The sequence below is a fragment of the Modestobacter sp. URMC 112 genome, assembly GCF_053502575.1.
On record NZ_CP199957.1, the window covers coordinates 2,206,696 to 2,224,503 of the forward strand.

The window sequence follows — 17,808 nt, forward strand, 5'->3', positions numbered from 1 at the left end:
CACCACACCCTGCCAGGCCGCCCGCGGTGCCCGTCCGGTCCTGCCCTGGCGGGCGGCCACCGCGCCCACGAGACTCCAGGAGGACGGGCGCCGGCCGGCGCCCGCAGGTGGGGGGCGCCCGGCCGGTCGGCCCGCGGCGCCGATCGAGGGGGAACGCCGTGATCGAGACGTCCGTGCCGTCCAGGAGCGACCGGCCCCCGGTGGAGACCACCGGGCGCACCATCGTCGTCTTCGCCGACGACGCCGAGGAGGCGCCGGTGGCGTGGGAGGCGGCCGGCATCGCCGACGTCGCGGACTCCCGCGACCTGTCCGAGGACGACGTGGCCGCCACCGTCGCCAGGGCCGGGGCCACCTTCTTCGCCGAGCTGGGCATCGCGGTGGTGACCGCGGAGCCCCGCCAGCTGGGCGTGCTGCAGACGGCCGGCGCCGCGTCGGGCCGACGGGTGCTCTCGGTCTCCCCGGAGCTGGTCCACCACGTGCTGGCACCGGACCCCGTGGAGTACGCGCAGGCCTACCGGGACGGGGTCGCCGACCTCACCGCGCGGCTGGTGGGTGGCGGGGAGGACGGGGGTCCGGGTGAGGAGCTGCCGACGCCACCGGCGTTCGCCGACGACGCCCGCGCCACGTGGGGCATCCACGCCACCCGAGCCGTGGCGTCGTGCCACACGGGACGCGGCATCTCGGTGGCCGTGCTGGACACCGGCTTCGACGTCGGGCACCCCGACTTCGCCGGCCGGGACGTGCTGACCCAGTCGTTCGTCCCCGGAGAGGCGGTCCAGGACGGGCACGGCCACGGCACGCACTGCATCGGCACCGCCTGCGGCCCCCGCGAGCCCGACACCGGTCCCCGCTACGGGGTCGCCTCCGAGGCCCGCATCCTCGCCGGCAAGGTGCTCAGCGACGCCGGCAGCGGCGAGGACGCGGGGATCCTCGCCGGGATCAACTGGGCGGTGGCCAACCGCTGCCACGTGATCTCCATGTCGCTGGGCGCCGACGTCCAGCAGTCGCACCCGCCGTACTCGGCGGCCGGCCGCCGGGCGCTGCGGAGGGGCTCGCTCATCGTCGCGGCGGCGGGGAACAACGCCGACCGCCGGGCCGGTGACCCCGGTTTCGTCGGCGCGCCGGCCAACAGCGTGGAGATCATGGCGGTCGGTGCCCTGGACCAGCAGCTGGTGACGACGTACTTCTCCGCCCGCAGCGGGACGAGCGGCCGGGGCGGCCAGGTCGACATCGCCGGGCCCGGCTGGCAGGTGCTGTCCTCGTGGCCGATGCCGGAGCGCTACCGCGTCATCAGCGGCACCAGCATGGCGACGCCGCACGTCGCGGGCGTCGCCGCGCTGTGGGCGGAGCAGACCGGCCGCCGCGGCCTGGACCTGTGGGCGACGCTCTGCGCGGAGGCGCAGCGGCTGACGGAGCCCTCGGTGGACGTGGGCAGCGGGCTCGTCGTGGCCCCCGCGTGAGCCGGTCGCGGGCGTAACCTGCGCGCATGGCCGGGCCACCGCGGATGGCTGAGATCACCGTGACCGTCGACGATGACCACCTGCCGGCCCTCGCCGGCGTGGTGGCCGACCTCCGCGCCCGGGGCATGCAGGTCACCCAGGTCCTGGACGAGCTGGGCATCGTCACCGGCGCCGCGCCCGAGTCGGCCCGGGCGTCGCTGTCGGGTGTGGCCGGGGTGGCCTCGGTGGACGCCCGGCTGCGGCACCAGCTGCCGCCGCCGGACTCGCCCGTCCAGTAGGGCGCCGCCGGTCCGGCCGGGTCAGCGGCCCGCCGGGCAGGGCACGTTGTGGTCCAGGTCCGCGCTGACGTACTGGGACAGCAGCACCTCGCCGCCGCCGGTCAGCGGGGGCGCGTCGCAGTTCTCCTCGGCGCCCACCCGGGACACCGCACCGGCCAGCCAGCTGTCCACGTCGTACAGCACGCTGTCCGGCCCGACCGTCCCGACGATGCGGCGCCACTGGTACCCGGTGGAGTAGACGCCCACCTCCGCCCCGACGGAGCGGAAGAGCGCGGCCATCCCCTCCAGCGCCGCCCGGTTGCGGTCCAGCGCGGCGGGCGAGCCGGTCTGCCAGGTGTTCATCGTCTCGACGTCGAGCCACCAGCGGTGCGCCGCCGGGTCCTCCGGGACGCCGGCCGCCCGCGCGGCCGGCCGGAAGAAGGCGTGCACGGTGACCAGGGCGCGGGTCTTCCCGTAGACCCAGGAGCAGGCCAGGCTGTTGGTCCCGTCGCACTCGCCGTAGGGGGAGTCCCCGCTCGCGGGCCAGGTGTCCACCCGGTCGCGGACCTGCCCGGGGTTGGCCGTGTTGACGTACAGCTGGAGCCCCGGCTGAGTGCGCACCGCGCCGCTGGCCTCCGCCGCCCACCGCAGCTGCTCGACCAGGCAGCGGTTCTCCCGGGTGGCCAGACCGCCGTTCACCCCGACCACGCCGAAGGCGTGGTCCTCGGGGAGCTCGGTGCCGCACTGGGGGTGCGAGACGTCGTAGCCGACGGGGGCGTCCGTTCCACCGGTCTCGGCCGAGGCGGTCGCGGGCAGCCCGAGGACGGCGCCGAGCGCGGCCAGGCCGACGACGACGGCCCGCGGACCCATCCTCACCGCGCCGACTGTACCGCCGGCACGGCCCCGCTCCGGGCGGCTGCGCGCGGCACGGGTGGCGGCCGCCCGAGGGGGTAGGAGGGCCGCGGTGCCGACCCGCTCCCGTCCCACCCGCCGACGCTTCCTGGCCGCCGCCGCGCTCACCGGGGTCCTCGCCGGCTGCACCGGACGGCTCCCCGGCGACCTGCTCGAGGACGGCGGCGACCCCGCCGCCGTCCTGGCGGCCCGCCCGCCCGCCACGCCCCCGGCGGGCGCGCCCCCGCCGGGGACGACGCCACTGGGGCTGGAGTCCCGGCGCGACCCGCTGCTGCACCTGCCGCCCGGTCTGGTCCCCGGCCGCCCGGCGCCGCTGGTGGTGACGCTGCACGGCGCCGGCGGCGACGCCGAGGGCGGGCTGGCCCTGCTCCGGGCCCAGGCGGACGAGCGGGGGCTGCTGCTGCTCGGGCCGGCGTCCCGCGGCTCGACCTGGGACGCCGTCGGGGGCGACCACGGCCCCGACGCCGCGCTGCTCGACCGGGCGCTGGACCGGGTGTTCGGACTCGTCGCGGTGGACGCCGGGCAGGTCGCGGTGGCCGGGTTCTCCGACGGCGCGTCGTACGCCCTGGGCCTCGGGCTGGCCAACGGCGGCCTGTTCGGCCGGGTCGTCGCCTTCTCCCCGGGCTTCGTGCCCCGCGGGCCGCGGTCGTCGCCGGCCGACGGCCGGCCGCGGGTGTTCGTGTCGCACGGCGACGCCGACGACGTCCTGCCGGTCGACGCGACCAGCCGCCGGATCGTGCCCCGGCTGACCGACGAGGGGTACGACGTGACCTACCGGGAGTTCGCCGGTGCGCACGTCGTGCCGCCGGAGGTCGCCGCGGAGGCGGCCGACTGGCTGGGCTGGACGGGCCCCCGGTGACCGGGGACGCCGCGCTGGAGCGGCTGGCCCTGCTGCAGGCGGGGGCCGCGGCAGCCGACGTGCTGGCCTTCTTCGACGGGCTGCCGCCGGTGCCCGCCGCCGGGCTGGCCGGCCGCTGGCGGGGCAGCGAGCTGCCCACCGGCCACCGGTTCGACGGCCTGCTCACCGCCTTCGGCTGGTACGGCAAGGAGGTGGTCGACGCCGAGACGGTCTTCCCGCTGCTGTTCCGGGACCGGGCCGGCGTGCCGCGGCCGGTGGACCCCCGGTTCGCCCCGCTGGGGCTGCTGCGGACCGTCCCCGGGGCGGCCCGCACCGCGCCGGCCCGCGCGGCGTTCGCCGCGGTCCGGCCGCTGCTGACCGGCCGGCGGCCGCAGGCGCGGGTGCGGGAGGTGCTGCACCGCGGCGTCCTGACCGGCGCGCTGGTCTACGACCGGCTGCCCGTCGTCGACGCCTTCCGCCAGGTCGGGCCGGACACCCTGCTGGGGCTGATGGACGCCCGGGGCGTGCCCGAGCCGTTCCCGTTCGTGCTGCGCCGCGACGTCAGAGCCGACGTCACGGCCGGGTCGCGTACCAGCGGGCCAGCCGGGCGAACCCCTCGTCCAGGCTGACCCGCGGCGCCCAGCGCAGCGCCGTCCGGGTGCGGCGCTGGTCGAACCAGTGCGCGGTGGCCAGCTGCTCGGCCAGGAAGCGGGTGAGCGGCGGCGTGCTGCGGGCGCCGGCCAGCGCCCAGCCGGCGTCGATGGCGGCGCCGGCCAGCCAGGCGGCCCGGAAGGGCACCCGGAACCGGGGGCCGGGCACGCCGGCTGCCCGGCACAGCCGCGCCAGCACCTCGCCGACCGGCCGCGGCTCGCCGTTGGAGACCACCAGCGCCTCGCCGTGCACCGGCCCGCAGGCGTCGGCCGCGGCGACAAGCGCGTCGGCCGCGTTGTCCACGTAGGTGGTGTCGACGAGGGCGGCTCCCGAGCCCAGCAGCGGCAGCCGGCCGGCCCGGGCCCGCTCGACGATCCGGCCGACCAGCTGGGTGTCCCCGGGGCCCCACACCAGGTGCGGGCGGACGGCGAGCACGGCCAGGTCCGGGGCGTCGGCGGCCAGCGCCTCCTGCTCGGCCACGGCCTTGGAGCGGGCGTAGTGACCGCGTGCGGCGGCCGGGTCCGCGGGTTCCGCGCCGACGCCGGCCAGGGCGCTGCCGGCGTGCGCGACCGACGGGGAGGAGACGTGCACGAGGCGGCCGGCGCCCAGCTCCCGGCAGGCGGCGACGACGGTGCGGGTGCCGGTCACGTTCGCCCGGGAGTACTCGGCCCACCGGCCGACCACGTCGACCTTGGCGGCCAGGTGCACCACGGCGTCCTGGCCGCGGACCGCGCGGCGCACCGCGGACGGGTCCGCGACGTCCCCGAGCACCTCCGCGCAGCCGATCCGGGCGGGCCGGCGCTGCAGCACCGTCACCTCGTCGCCGCGCTCGACGAGGCGCTGCGCCGTCGCCCGGCCGAGCATCCCGCTCGCCCCGGTGACCAGCACCCTCACCGGCGGCCGGACCTGCGGCGCCGGCGCGCGCCCGAGCCGTCCAGCACGCGGGCCGCCCGGCGGGCGACCTCGGTGCGGTCGACCTTGGACGCGTGCCGGATGTCCACCGGCAGCCGGCCGGTGACCAGCACGGCGGCCAGGTCCACCCCGGCCGCCGTCCGCACGGCGTCGGCGAGGTCGGGGTCCGCCGGGGTCAGCCGGTCCCGGCCGGCCCACCCGGCCCGCCGCCCCGTCCGCGCGGGCACCACCACGGCGACGGCGACCTGGGTGCCCGGCGGGCCGACGCCGACCAGCGCGGCGGCCTCGACGCCGGCCAGCCGCTGCACCCGCAGCTCCGGGCCGACCGGGGTGCGGACGCCGTCGGCGGTGCTGACGACGTGCGGCAGCCGGCCCTCGATCCACAGCCGGCCGGCGTCGTCGAGGTGTCCGACGTCGCCGGTGCGGTGCCAGCCAGGGTCCCGGGAGGAGGCCCGCTCGGTGGCCCACAGCGCGTCGTACCGGTCCTTGACGTGCGGGCCGCGGACGCAGACCTCGCCGGTGCGCCCCGGCTCGGCGGTGAGCGCACCGTCGGCCCGGCCGAGGGCCGACAGCGGGCTCAGCCGCACCTCGACGCCGGGCAGCGGCCGGCCCACGCAGACGCCGTCGCCGGGGCCGGCCGCGGCGACCTCGGCGGCCGACACGTCGGTGACCGGCAGCGCCTCGGTCATGCCGTAGGGGGTGTGCGCCTCGGCGCGGGGCAGCACGGCCCGGACCGACTCGAGCAGCGGCGCGGGCACCGGGGCGCCGGCGGACATCAGCAGCCGGACCCCGCCCAGCGCCGCCCGCTGCGCCGGCGACAGCTCCCCGCCGGTGGCGGCCACCCGGCGCAGCGCGGCCGGGGAGGCGAAGACCACCGTCGCGTCGACGGCGGCCACCGCGTCGGCCAGGTCCGCGGCCCGCAGGGTGCCCGGCTTCGTCACGTCGATCGCCGGGACCGCCGAGCCGATGCCCAGTCCCGGCCCGAGCAGTGCGAACGGCGCGAAGGCGGCGACGAACCGGTCGTCGTGGCCGAGCCGGTAGGTGCTGCGCACCAGCTCCAGCTGGGCAAGCGCCTGGGCGTGGGTGTAGACCACGCCCTTGGCCGGGCCGGTCGCGCCGGAGGTGAACAGCACCGCGCAGTCGGCGTCCAGGGGCATGCCCGCCGGGGCGGGGGCGGCGCGGCCCAGGTCGGCCAGCCCCGCCAGGTCGGAGTCGGCGCCCAGGGCCCGGCGCAGTGCCGGGTGCACGCCGGCGGCGATCCGGGACCCGGGCAGGCCCATCAGCCGGGCCGCGGCCAGGCCGGGGCCGCCGGCGACGACGTGCCGGACCGCCGCGCTGCGCAGCGCCCGGCGCATGCCGGCCAGGCCCAGCCCCTTGTCCGCCACCACGACCACCCCGCCGGCCCGCCACACCGCGTAGACGGTGGCGGTCAGGTCGGCCGAGGGCTCCACCAGGAGCGCGACCCGGTGGCCGGGGCGGACGCCGGAGGCGGCCAGCCCGGCGGCCAGCTGCTCCACCCGCCGGGACAGCGCCGACCAGCTGGTGGCGGCGCCGCCGACCTCCACGACGGCGGGGGAGTCGTCGCCGGCCCGCTCGGCCAGGGCCGACCACAGCCGGCGGCTGTCGGGGACGGACGTCGTCCGGGCGGGCGTCGCGGGGGGTCCGGCGTCCAGGTCGGTGACCCACTGGGCGACCGCGTCGGCGTACTGCGGCGCGTCCTCGGGCAGCAGGTGGGAGGCGTTCTCGTAGCGGTGCAGCTGCGCCTGCGGCAGCCGGCGGCGGATCTCGGCGAGGTACCGGTCGGCGAAGACCGGGTCGCGGGGGCCCCACAGCAGCAGCGCCGGCACGTCCAGGGCGCGGACGCCCTCGCCGATCGCGTCCAGGGTGGGCCGGGAGGGGTGCGCCCCGGTGAACGGGATGTCGGCGACGAAGTCGCCCACCGACCGCCGGCGGGCCGCGGAGCGGTAGGGCGCGGCGAAGGCCCGGCGGACGTCGGCGGGCAGCGCGGGCCGGGACAGCCGCGTCGTGGTCGCCACGAACAGCGGGGTGCGGACGGTCACCACCTCGTGCAGCGCGCGGGAGGACGCCAGCCGGATCAGCACCGGGCCGAGGTCGTCGTCGGGCTGGGCGACGGCGGTGTTGGTGAGCACCACGCCGCGCAGCTGGTCCCGGTGCGCCAGCGCCCAGCCCAGCGAGATGACCCCGCCCCAGTCGTGGGCGACGGTCACCACCGGCCCGGTGACGCCGAGCGCCGCAGTCAGGTCGCCGAGGTCGGCGACCCGCTGGGGCAGCGTGCGGGCGGTGCCGAGGCGTTCGGAGAACCCCATCCCCAGCTGGTCCGGTGCCACGACCCGCCAGCCCGGCGGCGCGGCGGCCAGCAGCCGCCGCCACAGGTAGGACCAGGTCGGGTTGCCGTGCACGCAGAGCAGGGTCCCGACCGGGTCGGTCACGCCGTTGTCGAGCACGTGCCAGGTGTGCGGAACGCCGTCGGCGCCGGGGACGCGCAGCGTCCGGGACCAGGCCGGGTCCAGCCCGGGGAGGGGGTGCGGGACGTCGGGGGCGGCCGCCGCCGTCACCAGGCGATCTCGAGGATGGAGGCGTTGAGGCCCGAGCCGATGCCCATCAGCAGCACCCGGTCGCCGTCCACCAGGTCGTGCGCCTCGCCGGCGAGGGTGAACGGCACCGACGCCGGGCCGATGTTGCCGCGGTCGGGGAAGGTGCGGGGCACCCGCGCCGGGTCGATGCCCAGCCGCTCGCAGACGGCGTTCGTGTGCACCTGGGACACCTGGTGGATGACGTAGCGGTCCATGCCGCGGGCCCAGTCGAACTCGCCGGTGGCCTCGGTCCACAGGTCCTGCGACAGCTGCAGGCCGGCGTCCAGCAGCCCCTTGAGGTCGGTGTACATGCCGTCGTTGTCGCCGATGCACAGCTCGTGGTGCTCGGTGCCGGCCCGGCTGGCGCTGGCCACCACCCGGTGGCCCTCGGGGTGCCGGTCGGCGCGGCCGAGCACCATCGCGGCGGCGCCGGAGCCGAGGGTGAGGGAGGCGAACTGGGCCATCACGTCCTTGGACGTGGTGCCGGGGCGGGACAGGTTCGCGATGGTGCGCTCCTGCACCTTCTGCGAGTCCTCGCCGTTGACCACCAGCACGTAGTCGACCCGGCCGGAGTCGATCATCGCGCCGGCCAGCTCGATGCCGTTGACGAAGCCGAGGCAGGCGTTGGTGAGGTCGAAGTTCTGGCACGAGCTGGGCAGCCCGAGCGCGTGGTGCACCGCGGTCGCCGTCGAGGGCTCCAGGTGCATGCGGCTGACCGACGTGTTGACCATGAGGCCGATCTCGGCCGGGTCGATGCCGCTCTCGCTGATCGCCTTCGCCCCGGCCATAGCCGCGCCGTCGACGAAGGTGACGCCCTCGGGCCACCAGCGGCGCTCCCGGATGCCGACCAGCCGCTCGAGCATCCCCGGGCGCAGCCGGACCCGCTCGTAGGTCTCGGCCAGCCGCTCGTCGAGCGACGCCGAGGTGACCACCTGGGAGGCGTCCGCGGAGCTGACGTCGAGGATCGTGGTGTTGGCGAATCGGTGGGTGGTGTTGCCACGCATCTGCACAGGTCCTGTCGAGTGGAGGTCGGCTCCATACTCGTACGGCGCCCCGGTCGTCGCTCCGGGTACCCCGTCGAGGACGGCGTACCCCTGTGATCCGGACGGCGGCGGCCGGATCCCCGAGCAGCGTACGTCGCCGTCCGGCCCGGGCGCCCGCGCCGGCCGGACGGCTCCCGTCCCGGCCCCCGGGAGGTCAGCCGGCCAGGTCGACCGTCCTGCCCTCGGTCGCGCTGCGGCGGGCGGCGTCCAGCACGGTCGCAGTCGCCACCGCGTCCGCCGCCTCGACCGGGACCGGGCCGCGGCCCCGAAGGGCCCGGGCGAACGCCGGGTAGAACGAGTCCCACGCCCCGGGCAGGGTCGGCACCGGCTCGCCGGGGCCGCCGCGGTGCACGCGACCCCAGGTCCCCTCCGGCTCGGCGCCCCACCGCTCGCCCAGGGTGGCCGGGGTGTGCCCGGTCAGCAGCGCGTCCTCCTGGCCCTCCATGCCGCCCACCCCGCCGCCGGTGACGACGTAGCTGCCGGTGGTGCCGGTGACCCGGAACCGCGGCCCGGGTGCGCCCTGGCTCCAGCTGCCCCACAGGTGCGCGTGCGCGCCGCCGGTGTGGGTGAGCGCCACGAAGACGTCGTCGTCCAGTCCGTCCTCCCGCAGCCGCCACTCCGCGTAGACCCGTTGGACGGGCCCGAGCAGCACGAGCGCCTGGTCCACCAGGTGGCTGCCGAAGTCCAGCAGCGTCCCGCCGCCGGACCGCCCCGGGCCGGTGTCGGGAGCCAGCCGCTCGAACCGGGACTCCAGCCGGGTCAGCTCGCCGAGGGTGCCGTCGGCGGCGAGCGCCTGGACGGTCCGGAAGTCCGCGTCCCAGCGCCGGTTCTGGTACGGCGACAGCGGCAGGCCGAGCCCGGCGGCGAGCTCGGCGCTGCGCCGGGCGGCCGCGGCGTCCAGCGCGAAGGGCTTGTCGCAGACCACGGCCAGCCCCAGCCGCAGCGCCTCGTCGGTCAGCGCGCTGTGCGTGTCGGCCGGGGTGGAGATCGCCACCGCCTCGGCGCCGGCGGCCGCGAGCTCGGCCAGCGAGCCGAACGTCGCCGTCCCCGGGTGCTCCGCAGCGACCAGGGACCGCCTCTCGGCCGAGGTGGTGACCACTCCGAGGAGGTCGCACTCCGGCGCGGCGGCCAGCAGCGGCGCGTGGAACCACCGCCCGCCGAAGCCGTAGCCCACGAGGCCGAACCGGACCGGTTGGAGTGCGTTCCCCGTCATGGGTCGATCATGGCCCCGTGACCGTCTCCATCGGGACGTCGGGCTGGAGCTACGACCACTGGGACGGCGTCCTCTACCCGCCGGGCACCCGGGCGGCCGACCGGCTGGCGCACTACGTGCGGCGCTTCGACACCGTGGAGCTCAACGCCAGCTTCTACCGCTGGCCGCGGACGGCGACGTTCGCGAGCTGGCGGCGCAGGCTCCCGCCCGGGTTCGGCCTGTCGGTCAAGGCGCCGCGCGGGCTGACCCACGCCAAGCGGCTGTACGCCCCCGAGGTCTGGGTGCAGCGGCTGGTGTCCTGCTGGCACGAGCTCGGGGACCGGCGGGCGGTGCTGCTGGTGCAGCTGCACCCGGGGCACGAGCGGGACGACGCCCGGCTGGACTGGTTCCTGGGCCTGCTGCCGGACTGGATGCGGGTCGCCGTGGAGTTCCGGCACCCCAGCTGGCAGACCGAGGACGTGTTCGCCCTGCTCGAGCGGCACGGCGCGGCGTACTGCGTGATGAGCGGCGCGCGGCTGCCGTGCGTGCTGCGGGCGACCGCGCCGTTCGTCTACGTGCGGATGCACGGCCCGGACCGGGAGCACCTCTACGCCGGCTCGTACGGCGAGGCCGACCTGCGGTGGTGGGCCGACCGGATCGGCGAGTGGGCCGGGGACGGCCGGGACGTCTACGTCTACTTCAACAACGACGGCCACGGCCACGCCGTCCGGGACGCCGAGGCGCTCCGCGGGCTGGTCGGCGGCCTCGTCAGCGGCTGACGGGTACGGCAGCATGGCGGCGCGCACCGTCCGCGTCGTCCCGAGGAGAGCCGTGCCGCAGACCAGCGAGGACCCGGGTGGGGCGCGGGGCAGCGCCGAGGACCTGCACCGGCTGTCCATGACGATCCTGATGACGCCGGACATGTCCAACTTCGCGGGCAACGTGCACGGCGGCACGCTGCTCAAGCTGCTGGACCAGGTGGCCTACACCTGCGCCACCCGCTACGCGCGCAACTACGCCGTCACGCTGTCGGTCGACCAGGTGGTCTTCCGCGAGCCGGTGCACGTGGGGGAGCTGGTCACCTTCCAGGCCTCGGTCAACCGGACCGGCCGGACGTCGATGGAGATCGGCGTGCGGGTCAGCACCGAGGACCTGGTCCGGCAGGTCGTCCGGCACACCAACAGCTGCTACTTCACGATGGTCGCCCTCGACCCCGACGGGCGGCCGGTGGCCGTGCCCCCGTGGGAGCCGCGGACGGCGCAGGAGCGCCGCCGGCACGAGGCCGCCGGCCGGCGCCGCGACCTGCGCCGGGAGGTCGAGCGGGTGACCACGGAGATCAGGGTCGCCGGCGGCGCCGCCCCGGCCTGACCCCGCCGGGCCGGCGCCCTGCCGGTCACCGTCCGCTGCCGGGGCCGAAGTCGCCGAACGGCTCGACGGCCGCCGGGGCGACCGGGGCACCGGTCACCACCTGGCCGGCGGCGTCGAGGACCCGCACCGCACGCGCGCCCCCGGGGACGGCGACCACGGCGCCTCCGCCGGTCAGCGGCACCCTGCCCACCGGCCGCCCCTGGCCGTCGAGGACCTCGGCGGAGACGCCGGCCGGCGGTGCGGAGACCACCAGCCAGCGGCCCCGGCCGGCCCGCGCGGGCGGGCCGGAGGCGACGTCGCAGATCCGGGCCACGGTCAGCCGGGCGACGTCGGCGTTGCCCGGCGGGGTGGCCACGCCGCAGGGGACGACCTGGGCACCGGCCCGCACCCAGGTGCTGACCAGGAGCGCGCCGCCGGGGCTGCGGGCCAGCAGGACCGCGGCGGTGCCGGGGCGGCCGTCGGGCAGCGCGCCGGACCAGACCAGCTCGGCCTCGAGCGCGTCGGGCTCGACGCCCAGCGGGACGGCGAGGGTGGTCAGCGCGGTGGCGACCAGCGCGTCGTCGGGGAGCACCGTGGCGGGCCGCAGCGGGTCCGCCGCGGGCAGCGGCACCGGGCCGGGGGAGCCCGCGCCGGGCCAGTCGGCGCCGGACCGGTACACGACCTCGCCCTCGGCGAGCACCCGCACGCTGACCGCCGTCCCGCGGGCGGTGGTCGCGACGGGGACGACCGCGACCCCGTCCGGCGCGTCGACGGCCTCGTAGGTGCGGCCCACCGTGCCGCGCGGGCCGATCCGCAGCCGGTCGGAGACCTCCACCCGGTCGTCCCGGCCGGCGACCACCAGCAGGCTGGCCGGCCCGGGCCCGCCGAGCACCAGCGAGGCCGGCCGGTCCAGGCCGAGGTCGGCCGGCAGGGAGGGGACCAGCGTCTCCGCGGCCGCTCCGACCGGGCCGGTCAGCCACACCCCGCGGAAGTCCTCGTCGACGACGCCGGTGACCAGCGCGGCCCGGCCGGACGGGGTGTCCCCGGCGTAGACGACCTGCCTGCGGTGGGGCGGCGGCGCGGTCAGGCCGCCCCAGTCGACCTGCCGGACGGCGCCGAGGAACACCGGGTCGCCTGCCAGCGACCCCCGGGTCGGGCCGGTCAGCACCGGTGTCGACCGCGGGACGATCGGCGGTGGACGGTCCAGCGACGGGCCCGGTGCCGCGGGGGTGGCCGGTGGCGGCGCCGGGTCCGGGAGCGTGCGGGCCAGCGGCACCCCGACGCCGACCGCGCAGGCCGCGGCCAGGAGGCCGGCGACCACCCGGCGGCGGGCGGTGCGGCGGCGGGCGGCGACGTCGGCCACCGCCTCGGCGTCGTCCAGCTGCCACGGGCCGGGGTCCGCGGCCAGCCGGGCCAGCTGCTGCCGGACCCGGTCCTCGTCGCCGGCCTCGTCCGCGTCCCGCTGGTAGCCGACCGGTAGCGCGGCGGCCAGCCGGGGGAGCGCGTCGGCGGCGTCGCCGGCCACGGACTCCGGGGAGCAGCCGAGCAGCCGCGCGGTCGCGGCGACGTCGCGGTCCTCGTGCCAGCGCAGCACGGCCACCGCCCGGGTCCGCGGCGGGAGCTCGCGCAGCGCCCGGGCGAGCTCCCGGTGCTGCCAGGCCGGGGCGGCGGCGGACCCGGACTCCAGCACCTGCTCGGCGCGCAGCAGCCCGGCGCCCCGGCGGGTGACCGCGGCGACCATCGACCGCAGGACGGCGGTGTGCGGGTCGTCGCCGGCCCTGCGGCGTCCCCACCGGCGCCGGGCGCGGGTCAGCGCCTGCTGGACGAGGGCCTCCGCGGACGCCCGGTCGCCGGTGAGCAGCAGCGCCGTGCGCAGCAGCTCGGGACGGCGCTCCCGGACGAACGCGGCGAAGTCCGGGGTGAGGGGGTCGTCGGTCACCGGCCGGCTCACTCAGCCGCCGAACACGCCCGTCCGGGCCAGCAGGACCGCCAGGCCCACCAGCACCAGGACGGCGAGGAGGGTGGTCACCACCACCGGGACGACGACCCACCGGCGCTTGAAGCGCCAGCGCGGCGGGGTGGTCACCGGCCCGGCCGCACCGGCGTCCCGCCCGGGAGGGTCGCTCCTGCCCGGTGCCGGGTCGGGGCGCCCGAGCTTCCGGTCGACGAGCGTGCGCGCCTGGTCGCGGGCCTCCCGGACCACCGACTCGGCCACGGTGCCGGCCACCGAGCCGAGGACGGCCCGGGACGCCGAGGCCACCGACCGGAGCTCGGCGCGGTCGAACCGGGCCAGCTGGCCGCCGCGGTGCACGGCGTCCCGGATGCGCGGCGAGCGGGCCGGCCGGGCAGCCGCGCGGGGCGGTGCTGCGCCGGTGAGCACCTCCTCGAGCCGGCGACGTGCCTCGGCGGCGGACATCCGCCGGCCGGGCTCCTTGGTGAGCAGGCCGCGCAGCACCGGCTCCAGCGGGCCGGCCGCCAGCATCGGCTCGGGGTCCTCGGACACCACCGCGAACAGCGTGGCCATCGGCTCGCCGCGGTCGAAGGGCAGGTGGCCCTCGACGGCGGTGTACAGCGTCGCGCCGACCGACCAGAGGTCGTCGGCGGGCTGCGGGTCCTCGCCGTTGGCCCGCTGCGGGGACATGTAGCTCGGCGAGCCGAGCACCGCGCCCTGGGTGGTGAGCGTGGAGTCACCGGTGCTGGTGGCGATCCCGAAGTCGGTGAGGTGCGCCCGGCCGTCCTCGCCGACCAGCACGTTGGCCGGCTTGACGTCGCGGTGCACGATGCCCGCCGCGTGCGCGGCCTCCACGGCGGCCAGCACGTCCATGCCGATCCGGGCCACCTCGTGCGGCGACCGCGGGCCCTCCTGCAGCAGCTGCTGCAGGCTCCGGGAGGGCACGCACTCCATCACCACCCACGGCTTGCCCTCGTCCTCGACCACGTCGTAGACGCTGGTGACGCAGGGGTGGGTGAGCCGTGCGGCGGCCCGCGCCTCGCGCAGCGTCCGCTCCCGCAGCACGGCGCGTTCCTCGTCGCTGAGGTGGAAGGCGAGGGTGACCTCCTTGACCGCCACCTCGCGGGAGAGCACCAGGTCGGTCGCCCGCCAGACGACGCCCATGCCGCCGCGGCCCAGCTCGTCGTCCAGCGCGTAGCGCCCCGCCACCACCCGACCGGCCGCTCGGGTGTCGCCGCTCATGGCCGGACAGTACGCCCGGAGCCGTCCGCCCACCGGCGTTGCGCGAGCGGGTTGTGCGCGGGGCCGGCATGCGGTCGCCTCCTGCCGTGGTCACCGGGGCCGGGAGCGGGATCGGTCGGGCGACCGTGCTCCGGCTGGCCGCCGACGGCACGCCGCGCCGACCCTGGGCACCCGGCCCCGAGCACGCGGCCCGGTCACCACCGCCAGCGCAGCGCGGCAGCCAGCTCCGCGTCGGGCACGTCCCGGTAGGTCTCGGCCTCGGCCCGCCGGGTGGCCAGGAAGGAGGTGTGCAGCAGGTCGCCCATCGCCTCGCGGAGCACCGTCGAGGCCTCGAGCGCGTCGGCGGCCTCGCCGAGGGAGCCGGGGAGCCGGCGCACGGGACCGTCCGGGCCGAGGGAGGACGGGTCCACCGGCACCGGGTCGGGGAGCGTCAGCTCCGCGTCCAGGCCGGCCAGCCCGGCGGCGGCGATCGCGCCCAGGGCGAGGTAGGGGTTGGCGGCGGGGTCGATCGGCTTGTACTCCACGTTGGACGCAGTGGCCCGGTGCCCGGCCATCCCCGGCACCACCCGCAGCGCGACCTCGCGGTTCTCCACCCCCCACGCCTGGTACGCCCCGGCCCACTGCTGCGGGCGCAGCCGCAGGTAGCTGACCGGGCTGGGGCTGGTGACCGCGGTGAGCGCAGGGAGCTCGCGCAGCACGCCGGCCAGGAAGGACGCCCCCCGCGGGGTCAGCCCGCCCGGCCCGTCGCCGGCGAAGAGGTTGCGGCCCGGGGCCCCGTCGCCACCGTCGGACCACACGCTCAGGTGGACGTGCGCGCCGTTGCCGACACCGCCGGCGACCGTCATCGGCGAGAAGGACGGGCGCTGGCCCAGCGGCCGGGAGACCTGCCGGACCAGCTGGCGCACCAGCAGGTCGACGTCAGCCGCCTCCAGCGGGGGCAACGGGGCCAGGGCCAGCTCGAACTGGCCCGGCGCCACCTCGGCATGGAACTGCTCGACCGGCACCCCCTGCTGGTAGCAGGCCCGCAGCAGGGCCATGGGGAAGTCGGTGGAGGCGAGGGCTGCGGCGCTGTACCCGGGACCGTCGGAGGCCGGCATCGGCGCGTCGTCCGGCCCGGCGCCGCGGACGCCCTGGAACCACTCCAGCTCGCGGCCCACCTGCAGGTGCAGACCCCGGTCGGCCAGCCGCTGCACCATCCGGCGGAGGAAGAGCCGTGGGCAGGTCGGCCAGGCGCCGCCGTCCTGGTCGTACTGGTCGGCCGGCGCCCAGGCCACGCCGGGCTCGGTCACCAGCGGCACGCAGGCGGTCAGGTCGGGCAGCAGCCGGAGGTCGCCGATCGGACCCTCGAGGCCGGGGACGGCGACCGGCAGGTCGTCGATGCTGAAGACCGAGATGGCCCGGGAGAACCCCATCCCGGAGCGTCGTACGGCGGCCAGGCGGGACAGCGGGACCATCTTCACCCGGGCCACCCCGGCCGGGTCGACGATGGCCACGGCCACCGTGTCGACGCCTGCCGCGGACAGGGTCGCGGTCAGGGCCACGCCGTCGTCGCCGCCGCTCGCGGCGGAGAAGTCGCTCATCCCGTTCCTCTCCGACCGGCGCCCGCCGTCCGGGGCGCCGCCTGCGGTGCAGTCTGCCGGGGGATCGGGGTCCCGGGCGGGTCCACGGCCACGGCTGTCCCCCCGCGGTCCGGTGCGTCCGGGACGGCGTGCCGGCAGTCGCGCGACACAGCCCCCGTTCTCTGATATCTCTGACGGACATCAAATGGAGCGGAGGTCGGCGGGCATGGACCCAGCACAGCTCCGCGACCCGGCCACCGGTGGCCGGTGGCCGGTCGGCCGCTCGGCCGAGCTCGCCGAGCTGCCCACCGGGCGGCTCGCCGACGGCGAGATCGTCCCGACCGCCGTCCTGCTCGCCTCGGAGGACGGCTCGTACCACGTCGGTCAGACGCTGGGGCCCAACGGTGGGGACGTGATGCTGTGACAGCACCGGGACCGGGCGGCACCGCCGTCCAGGACGACGCGGAGGACGCGCTGGCCGCCCAGATCGCGACGGTGGTGGCCGCGGCCCACGCGGCCGACGTCCGGCTGGTGCGGTTCGGCTACTGCGACGTGAGCGGGGTGGCCCGGACCAAGGCGATCCACGTCGGGCAGCTGCGGCACAAGCTCCTCGAGGGCGTGAGCCTGACCCGGGCGCAGATGGCGATCGACCTGCTCGAGCAGCTGGTGCCGATCGAGGGGATGGAGCCGGTGGGAGAGATCCGGCTGGTGCCGGACCCGGCGACGTTCACCGTGCTGCCGTGGGTGCCGGGCACCGCGGGTGTGCTGTGCGACCAGCTCGACCACGACCGCACCGACTGGGGGGCCTGCCCGCGCTCCTTCCTGAAGCGCATGGTGGACCGCGCCGCGGGCCTGGGGATCACCGTGCAGGCCACCTTCGAGAACGAGTTCTACCTGGCGACCCCGCACGACGGTGGCTGGCACCCCTACGACGCCCCGGGCCACGCGCCGGTCTACAGCTCGATCGGGCACGACTTCGCGGCCGCGGTCATGCTCGAGACGGTCGACGCGCTGGGCGCGCAGGGCATGGTGGTGGAGCAGGCGATCAACGAGTACGGGCCGGGCCAGCAGGAGATCTCCATCCGGCACACCACCGCGCTGGGAGCGGCGGACAACCAGATGAAGTTCCGGGACACCGTGCGCGGGGTCGCCGGCCGACACGGGCTGGTCGCGTCCTTCGCCGCCAAGCCGTTCCCGCAGGAGATCGGCAGCGGTGCCCATGTGCACTTCAGCCTCTGGGACCTCGACGGCAGGCGCAGCCTGCTCTACGACCGGGCGCAGCCCGGCGACCTGTCCCCACTGGGCAGGCACTTCATCGCCGGCGTCGTCGAGCACCTGCCCGCGCTGACCGCGCTGACCGTGCCGAGCTACAACTCCTTCCGCCGCCTGACGCCGAGTGCCTGGGCGTCGGCGACCACCTCGTGGGGCTTCGACAACAAGGAGGTGGCCCTGCGGGTTGTCTCGCCGTTCCACCGCCGGGAGGAGGCCTCCTACAACATCGAGTACAAGGTGTCCGACGGCAGCGCCAACCCCTACCTGTCCCTCGGCGCGCTGATCGCCTGTGGCCTCGACGGGGTGCAGCGGCGACTGGAGCCGGGGGAGCCGTGCCGCCGGGACCCCGCGGTGCTGTCGCCCGAGGAGCTCGCCCGCGGCCGCGTGCGGCCGCTGCCGGACTCCATGGGGGCGGCGCTGGACGCGCTGGCCGGGGACGACGTGCTGCTGTCCGCGCTCGGGCCGCTGCTGGCCCGCTGCTACCTCGCCGTCCGGCGGTCGGAGGAGGCCGCGTTCTCCACCCACGACCAGGACTTCGAGATCCGCCACCACTTCCACCGGTTCTGACACCGGACCCG

General features: G+C 77.5%; 16 protein-coding genes. 8 read left to right on the top strand and 8 right to left on the bottom strand.

All coding sequences use genetic code 11. The annotated features are described in order from the left end of the window. Positions 1-158 precede the first annotated feature (158 nt). Both ACWIX6_RS10350 and ACWIX6_RS10355 read left to right on the top strand, forming a co-directional pair. Positions 159-1,460 (top strand): S8 family serine peptidase, encoded by a 1,302-nt coding sequence (locus ACWIX6_RS10350; RefSeq protein ID WP_448616763.1) that lies wholly within the window; start codon positions 159-161, stop codon positions 1,458-1,460. 26 nt (positions 1,461-1,486) lie between these two features. Further along, a complete protein-coding gene (locus ACWIX6_RS10355) occupies positions 1,487-1,738 on the top strand; it encodes a hypothetical protein (protein ID WP_448616764.1) in 252 nt (83 codons plus the stop codon). 21 nt (positions 1,739-1,759) lie between these two features. On the opposite strand, the gene ACWIX6_RS10360 is transcribed toward ACWIX6_RS10355, so the two are convergent. Then, entirely contained in the window at positions 1,760-2,593 is an 834-nt protein-coding gene (locus ACWIX6_RS10360; protein WP_448616765.1) for a hypothetical protein, read from the bottom strand. An 88-nt stretch (positions 2,594-2,681) separates the two neighbouring features. Between ACWIX6_RS10360 and ACWIX6_RS10365 the strand changes: the two genes are divergently transcribed. Continuing rightward, positions 2,682-3,488 carry an alpha/beta hydrolase gene (locus ACWIX6_RS10365; protein WP_448616766.1) on the top strand — a complete coding sequence of 269 codons (807 nt, stop codon included), beginning with the start codon at positions 2,682-2,684 and terminating at the stop codon, positions 3,486-3,488. Continuing rightward, the gene (locus tag ACWIX6_RS10370; RefSeq protein ID WP_448616767.1) at positions 3,485-4,096 is read left to right on the top strand and encodes a GXWXG domain-containing protein; all 612 of its coding nucleotides are present in this window, start codon (positions 3,485-3,487) and stop codon (positions 4,094-4,096) included. The genes ACWIX6_RS10365 and ACWIX6_RS10370 overlap by 4 nt, the downstream gene beginning before the upstream one ends. Here ACWIX6_RS10370 and ACWIX6_RS10375 read toward each other — a convergent pair. The 4 genes from ACWIX6_RS10375 to ACWIX6_RS10390 form a co-directional block, all read right to left on the bottom strand. Continuing rightward, positions 4,041-5,012: an NAD-dependent epimerase/dehydratase family protein gene (locus ACWIX6_RS10375; RefSeq protein WP_448616768.1), complete on the bottom strand. Its 972-nt coding sequence runs from the start codon at positions 5,010-5,012 to the stop codon at positions 4,041-4,043. The two genes, ACWIX6_RS10370 and ACWIX6_RS10375, sit on opposite strands and share 56 nt — an antisense overlap. After that, positions 5,009-7,606 (bottom strand): alpha/beta fold hydrolase, encoded by a 2,598-nt coding sequence (locus ACWIX6_RS10380; RefSeq protein ID WP_448616769.1) that lies wholly within the window; start codon positions 7,604-7,606, stop codon positions 5,009-5,011. Before ACWIX6_RS10380 ends, ACWIX6_RS10375 begins: the two co-directional genes overlap by 4 nt. Then, positions 7,603-8,628 (bottom strand): 3-oxoacyl-ACP synthase III, encoded by a 1,026-nt coding sequence (locus tag ACWIX6_RS10385; protein WP_448616770.1) that lies wholly within the window; start codon positions 8,626-8,628, stop codon positions 7,603-7,605. The genes ACWIX6_RS10380 and ACWIX6_RS10385 overlap by 4 nt, the downstream gene beginning before the upstream one ends. Before the next feature lie 193 nt (positions 8,629-8,821). Further along, the gene (locus ACWIX6_RS10390) at positions 8,822-9,880 is read right to left on the bottom strand and encodes a Gfo/Idh/MocA family protein (protein WP_448616771.1); all 1,059 of its coding nucleotides are present in this window, start codon (positions 9,878-9,880) and stop codon (positions 8,822-8,824) included. 17 nt (positions 9,881-9,897) lie between these two features. On the opposite strand from ACWIX6_RS10390, the gene ACWIX6_RS10395 reads away from it, so the two are divergent. Both ACWIX6_RS10395 and ACWIX6_RS10400 read left to right on the top strand, forming a co-directional pair. Continuing rightward, complete coding sequence (locus ACWIX6_RS10395) at positions 9,898-10,638, top strand: DUF72 domain-containing protein (RefSeq protein ID WP_448616772.1); 741 nt, start codon at positions 9,898-9,900, stop codon at positions 10,636-10,638. 52 nt (positions 10,639-10,690) lie between these two features. After that, the gene (locus ACWIX6_RS10400; protein ID WP_448616773.1) at positions 10,691-11,227 is read left to right on the top strand and encodes an acyl-CoA thioesterase; all 537 of its coding nucleotides are present in this window, start codon (positions 10,691-10,693) and stop codon (positions 11,225-11,227) included. Between the two features lie 25 nt (positions 11,228-11,252). Here the strand turns inward: ACWIX6_RS10400 and ACWIX6_RS10405 are convergent, their stop codons facing one another. The 3 genes from ACWIX6_RS10405 to ACWIX6_RS10415 form a co-directional block, all read right to left on the bottom strand. Then, positions 11,253-13,145: a hypothetical protein gene (locus tag ACWIX6_RS10405; RefSeq protein WP_448616774.1), complete on the bottom strand. Its 1,893-nt coding sequence runs from the start codon at positions 13,143-13,145 to the stop codon at positions 11,253-11,255. A gap of 12 nt (positions 13,146-13,157) precedes the next feature. Further along, positions 13,158-14,399, bottom strand: a complete 1,242-nt coding sequence (locus ACWIX6_RS10410; RefSeq protein WP_448616775.1) for a serine/threonine-protein kinase — start codon at positions 14,397-14,399, stop codon at positions 13,158-13,160. A 194-nt stretch (positions 14,400-14,593) separates the two neighbouring features. Beyond that, positions 14,594-15,979 carry a glutamine synthetase family protein gene (locus tag ACWIX6_RS10415; protein ID WP_448616776.1) on the bottom strand — a complete coding sequence of 462 codons (1,386 nt, stop codon included), beginning with the start codon at positions 15,977-15,979 and terminating at the stop codon, positions 14,594-14,596. Positions 15,980-16,184: 205 nt separating this feature from the next. On the opposite strand from ACWIX6_RS10415, the gene ACWIX6_RS10420 reads away from it, so the two are divergent. Both ACWIX6_RS10420 and ACWIX6_RS10425 read left to right on the top strand, forming a co-directional pair. Continuing rightward, the gene (locus tag ACWIX6_RS10420; protein ID WP_448616777.1) at positions 16,185-16,382 is read left to right on the top strand and encodes a hypothetical protein; all 198 of its coding nucleotides are present in this window, start codon (positions 16,185-16,187) and stop codon (positions 16,380-16,382) included. After that, a complete protein-coding gene (locus ACWIX6_RS10425; RefSeq protein ID WP_448616778.1) occupies positions 16,379-17,797 on the top strand; it encodes a glutamine synthetase family protein in 1,419 nt (472 codons plus the stop codon). The genes ACWIX6_RS10420 and ACWIX6_RS10425 overlap by 4 nt, the downstream gene beginning before the upstream one ends. Positions 17,798-17,808: the final 11 nt, after the last annotated feature.

Bases quoted from the DNA above. Each gene is read 5' to 3' on its own strand.
- ACWIX6_RS10385 (WP_448616770.1), bottom strand. From the start codon at position 8,628: ATGCGTGGCAACACCACCCACCGATTCGCCAACACCACGATCCTCGAC.
- ACWIX6_RS10415 (WP_448616776.1), bottom strand. From the start codon at position 15,979: ATGAGCGACTTCTCCGCCGCGAGCGGCGGCGACGACGGCGTGGCCCTG.
- ACWIX6_RS10410 (WP_448616775.1), bottom strand. From the start codon at position 14,399: ATGAGCGGCGACACCCGAGCGGCCGGTCGGGTGGTGGCGGGGCGCTAC.
- ACWIX6_RS10355 (WP_448616764.1), top strand. From the start codon at position 1,487: ATGGCCGGGCCACCGCGGATGGCTGAGATCACCGTGACCGTCGACGAT.
- ACWIX6_RS10420 (WP_448616777.1), top strand. From the start codon at position 16,185: ATGGACCCAGCACAGCTCCGCGACCCGGCCACCGGTGGCCGGTGGCCG.
- ACWIX6_RS10390 (WP_448616771.1), bottom strand. From the start codon at position 9,880: ATGACGGGGAACGCACTCCAACCGGTCCGGTTCGGCCTCGTGGGCTAC.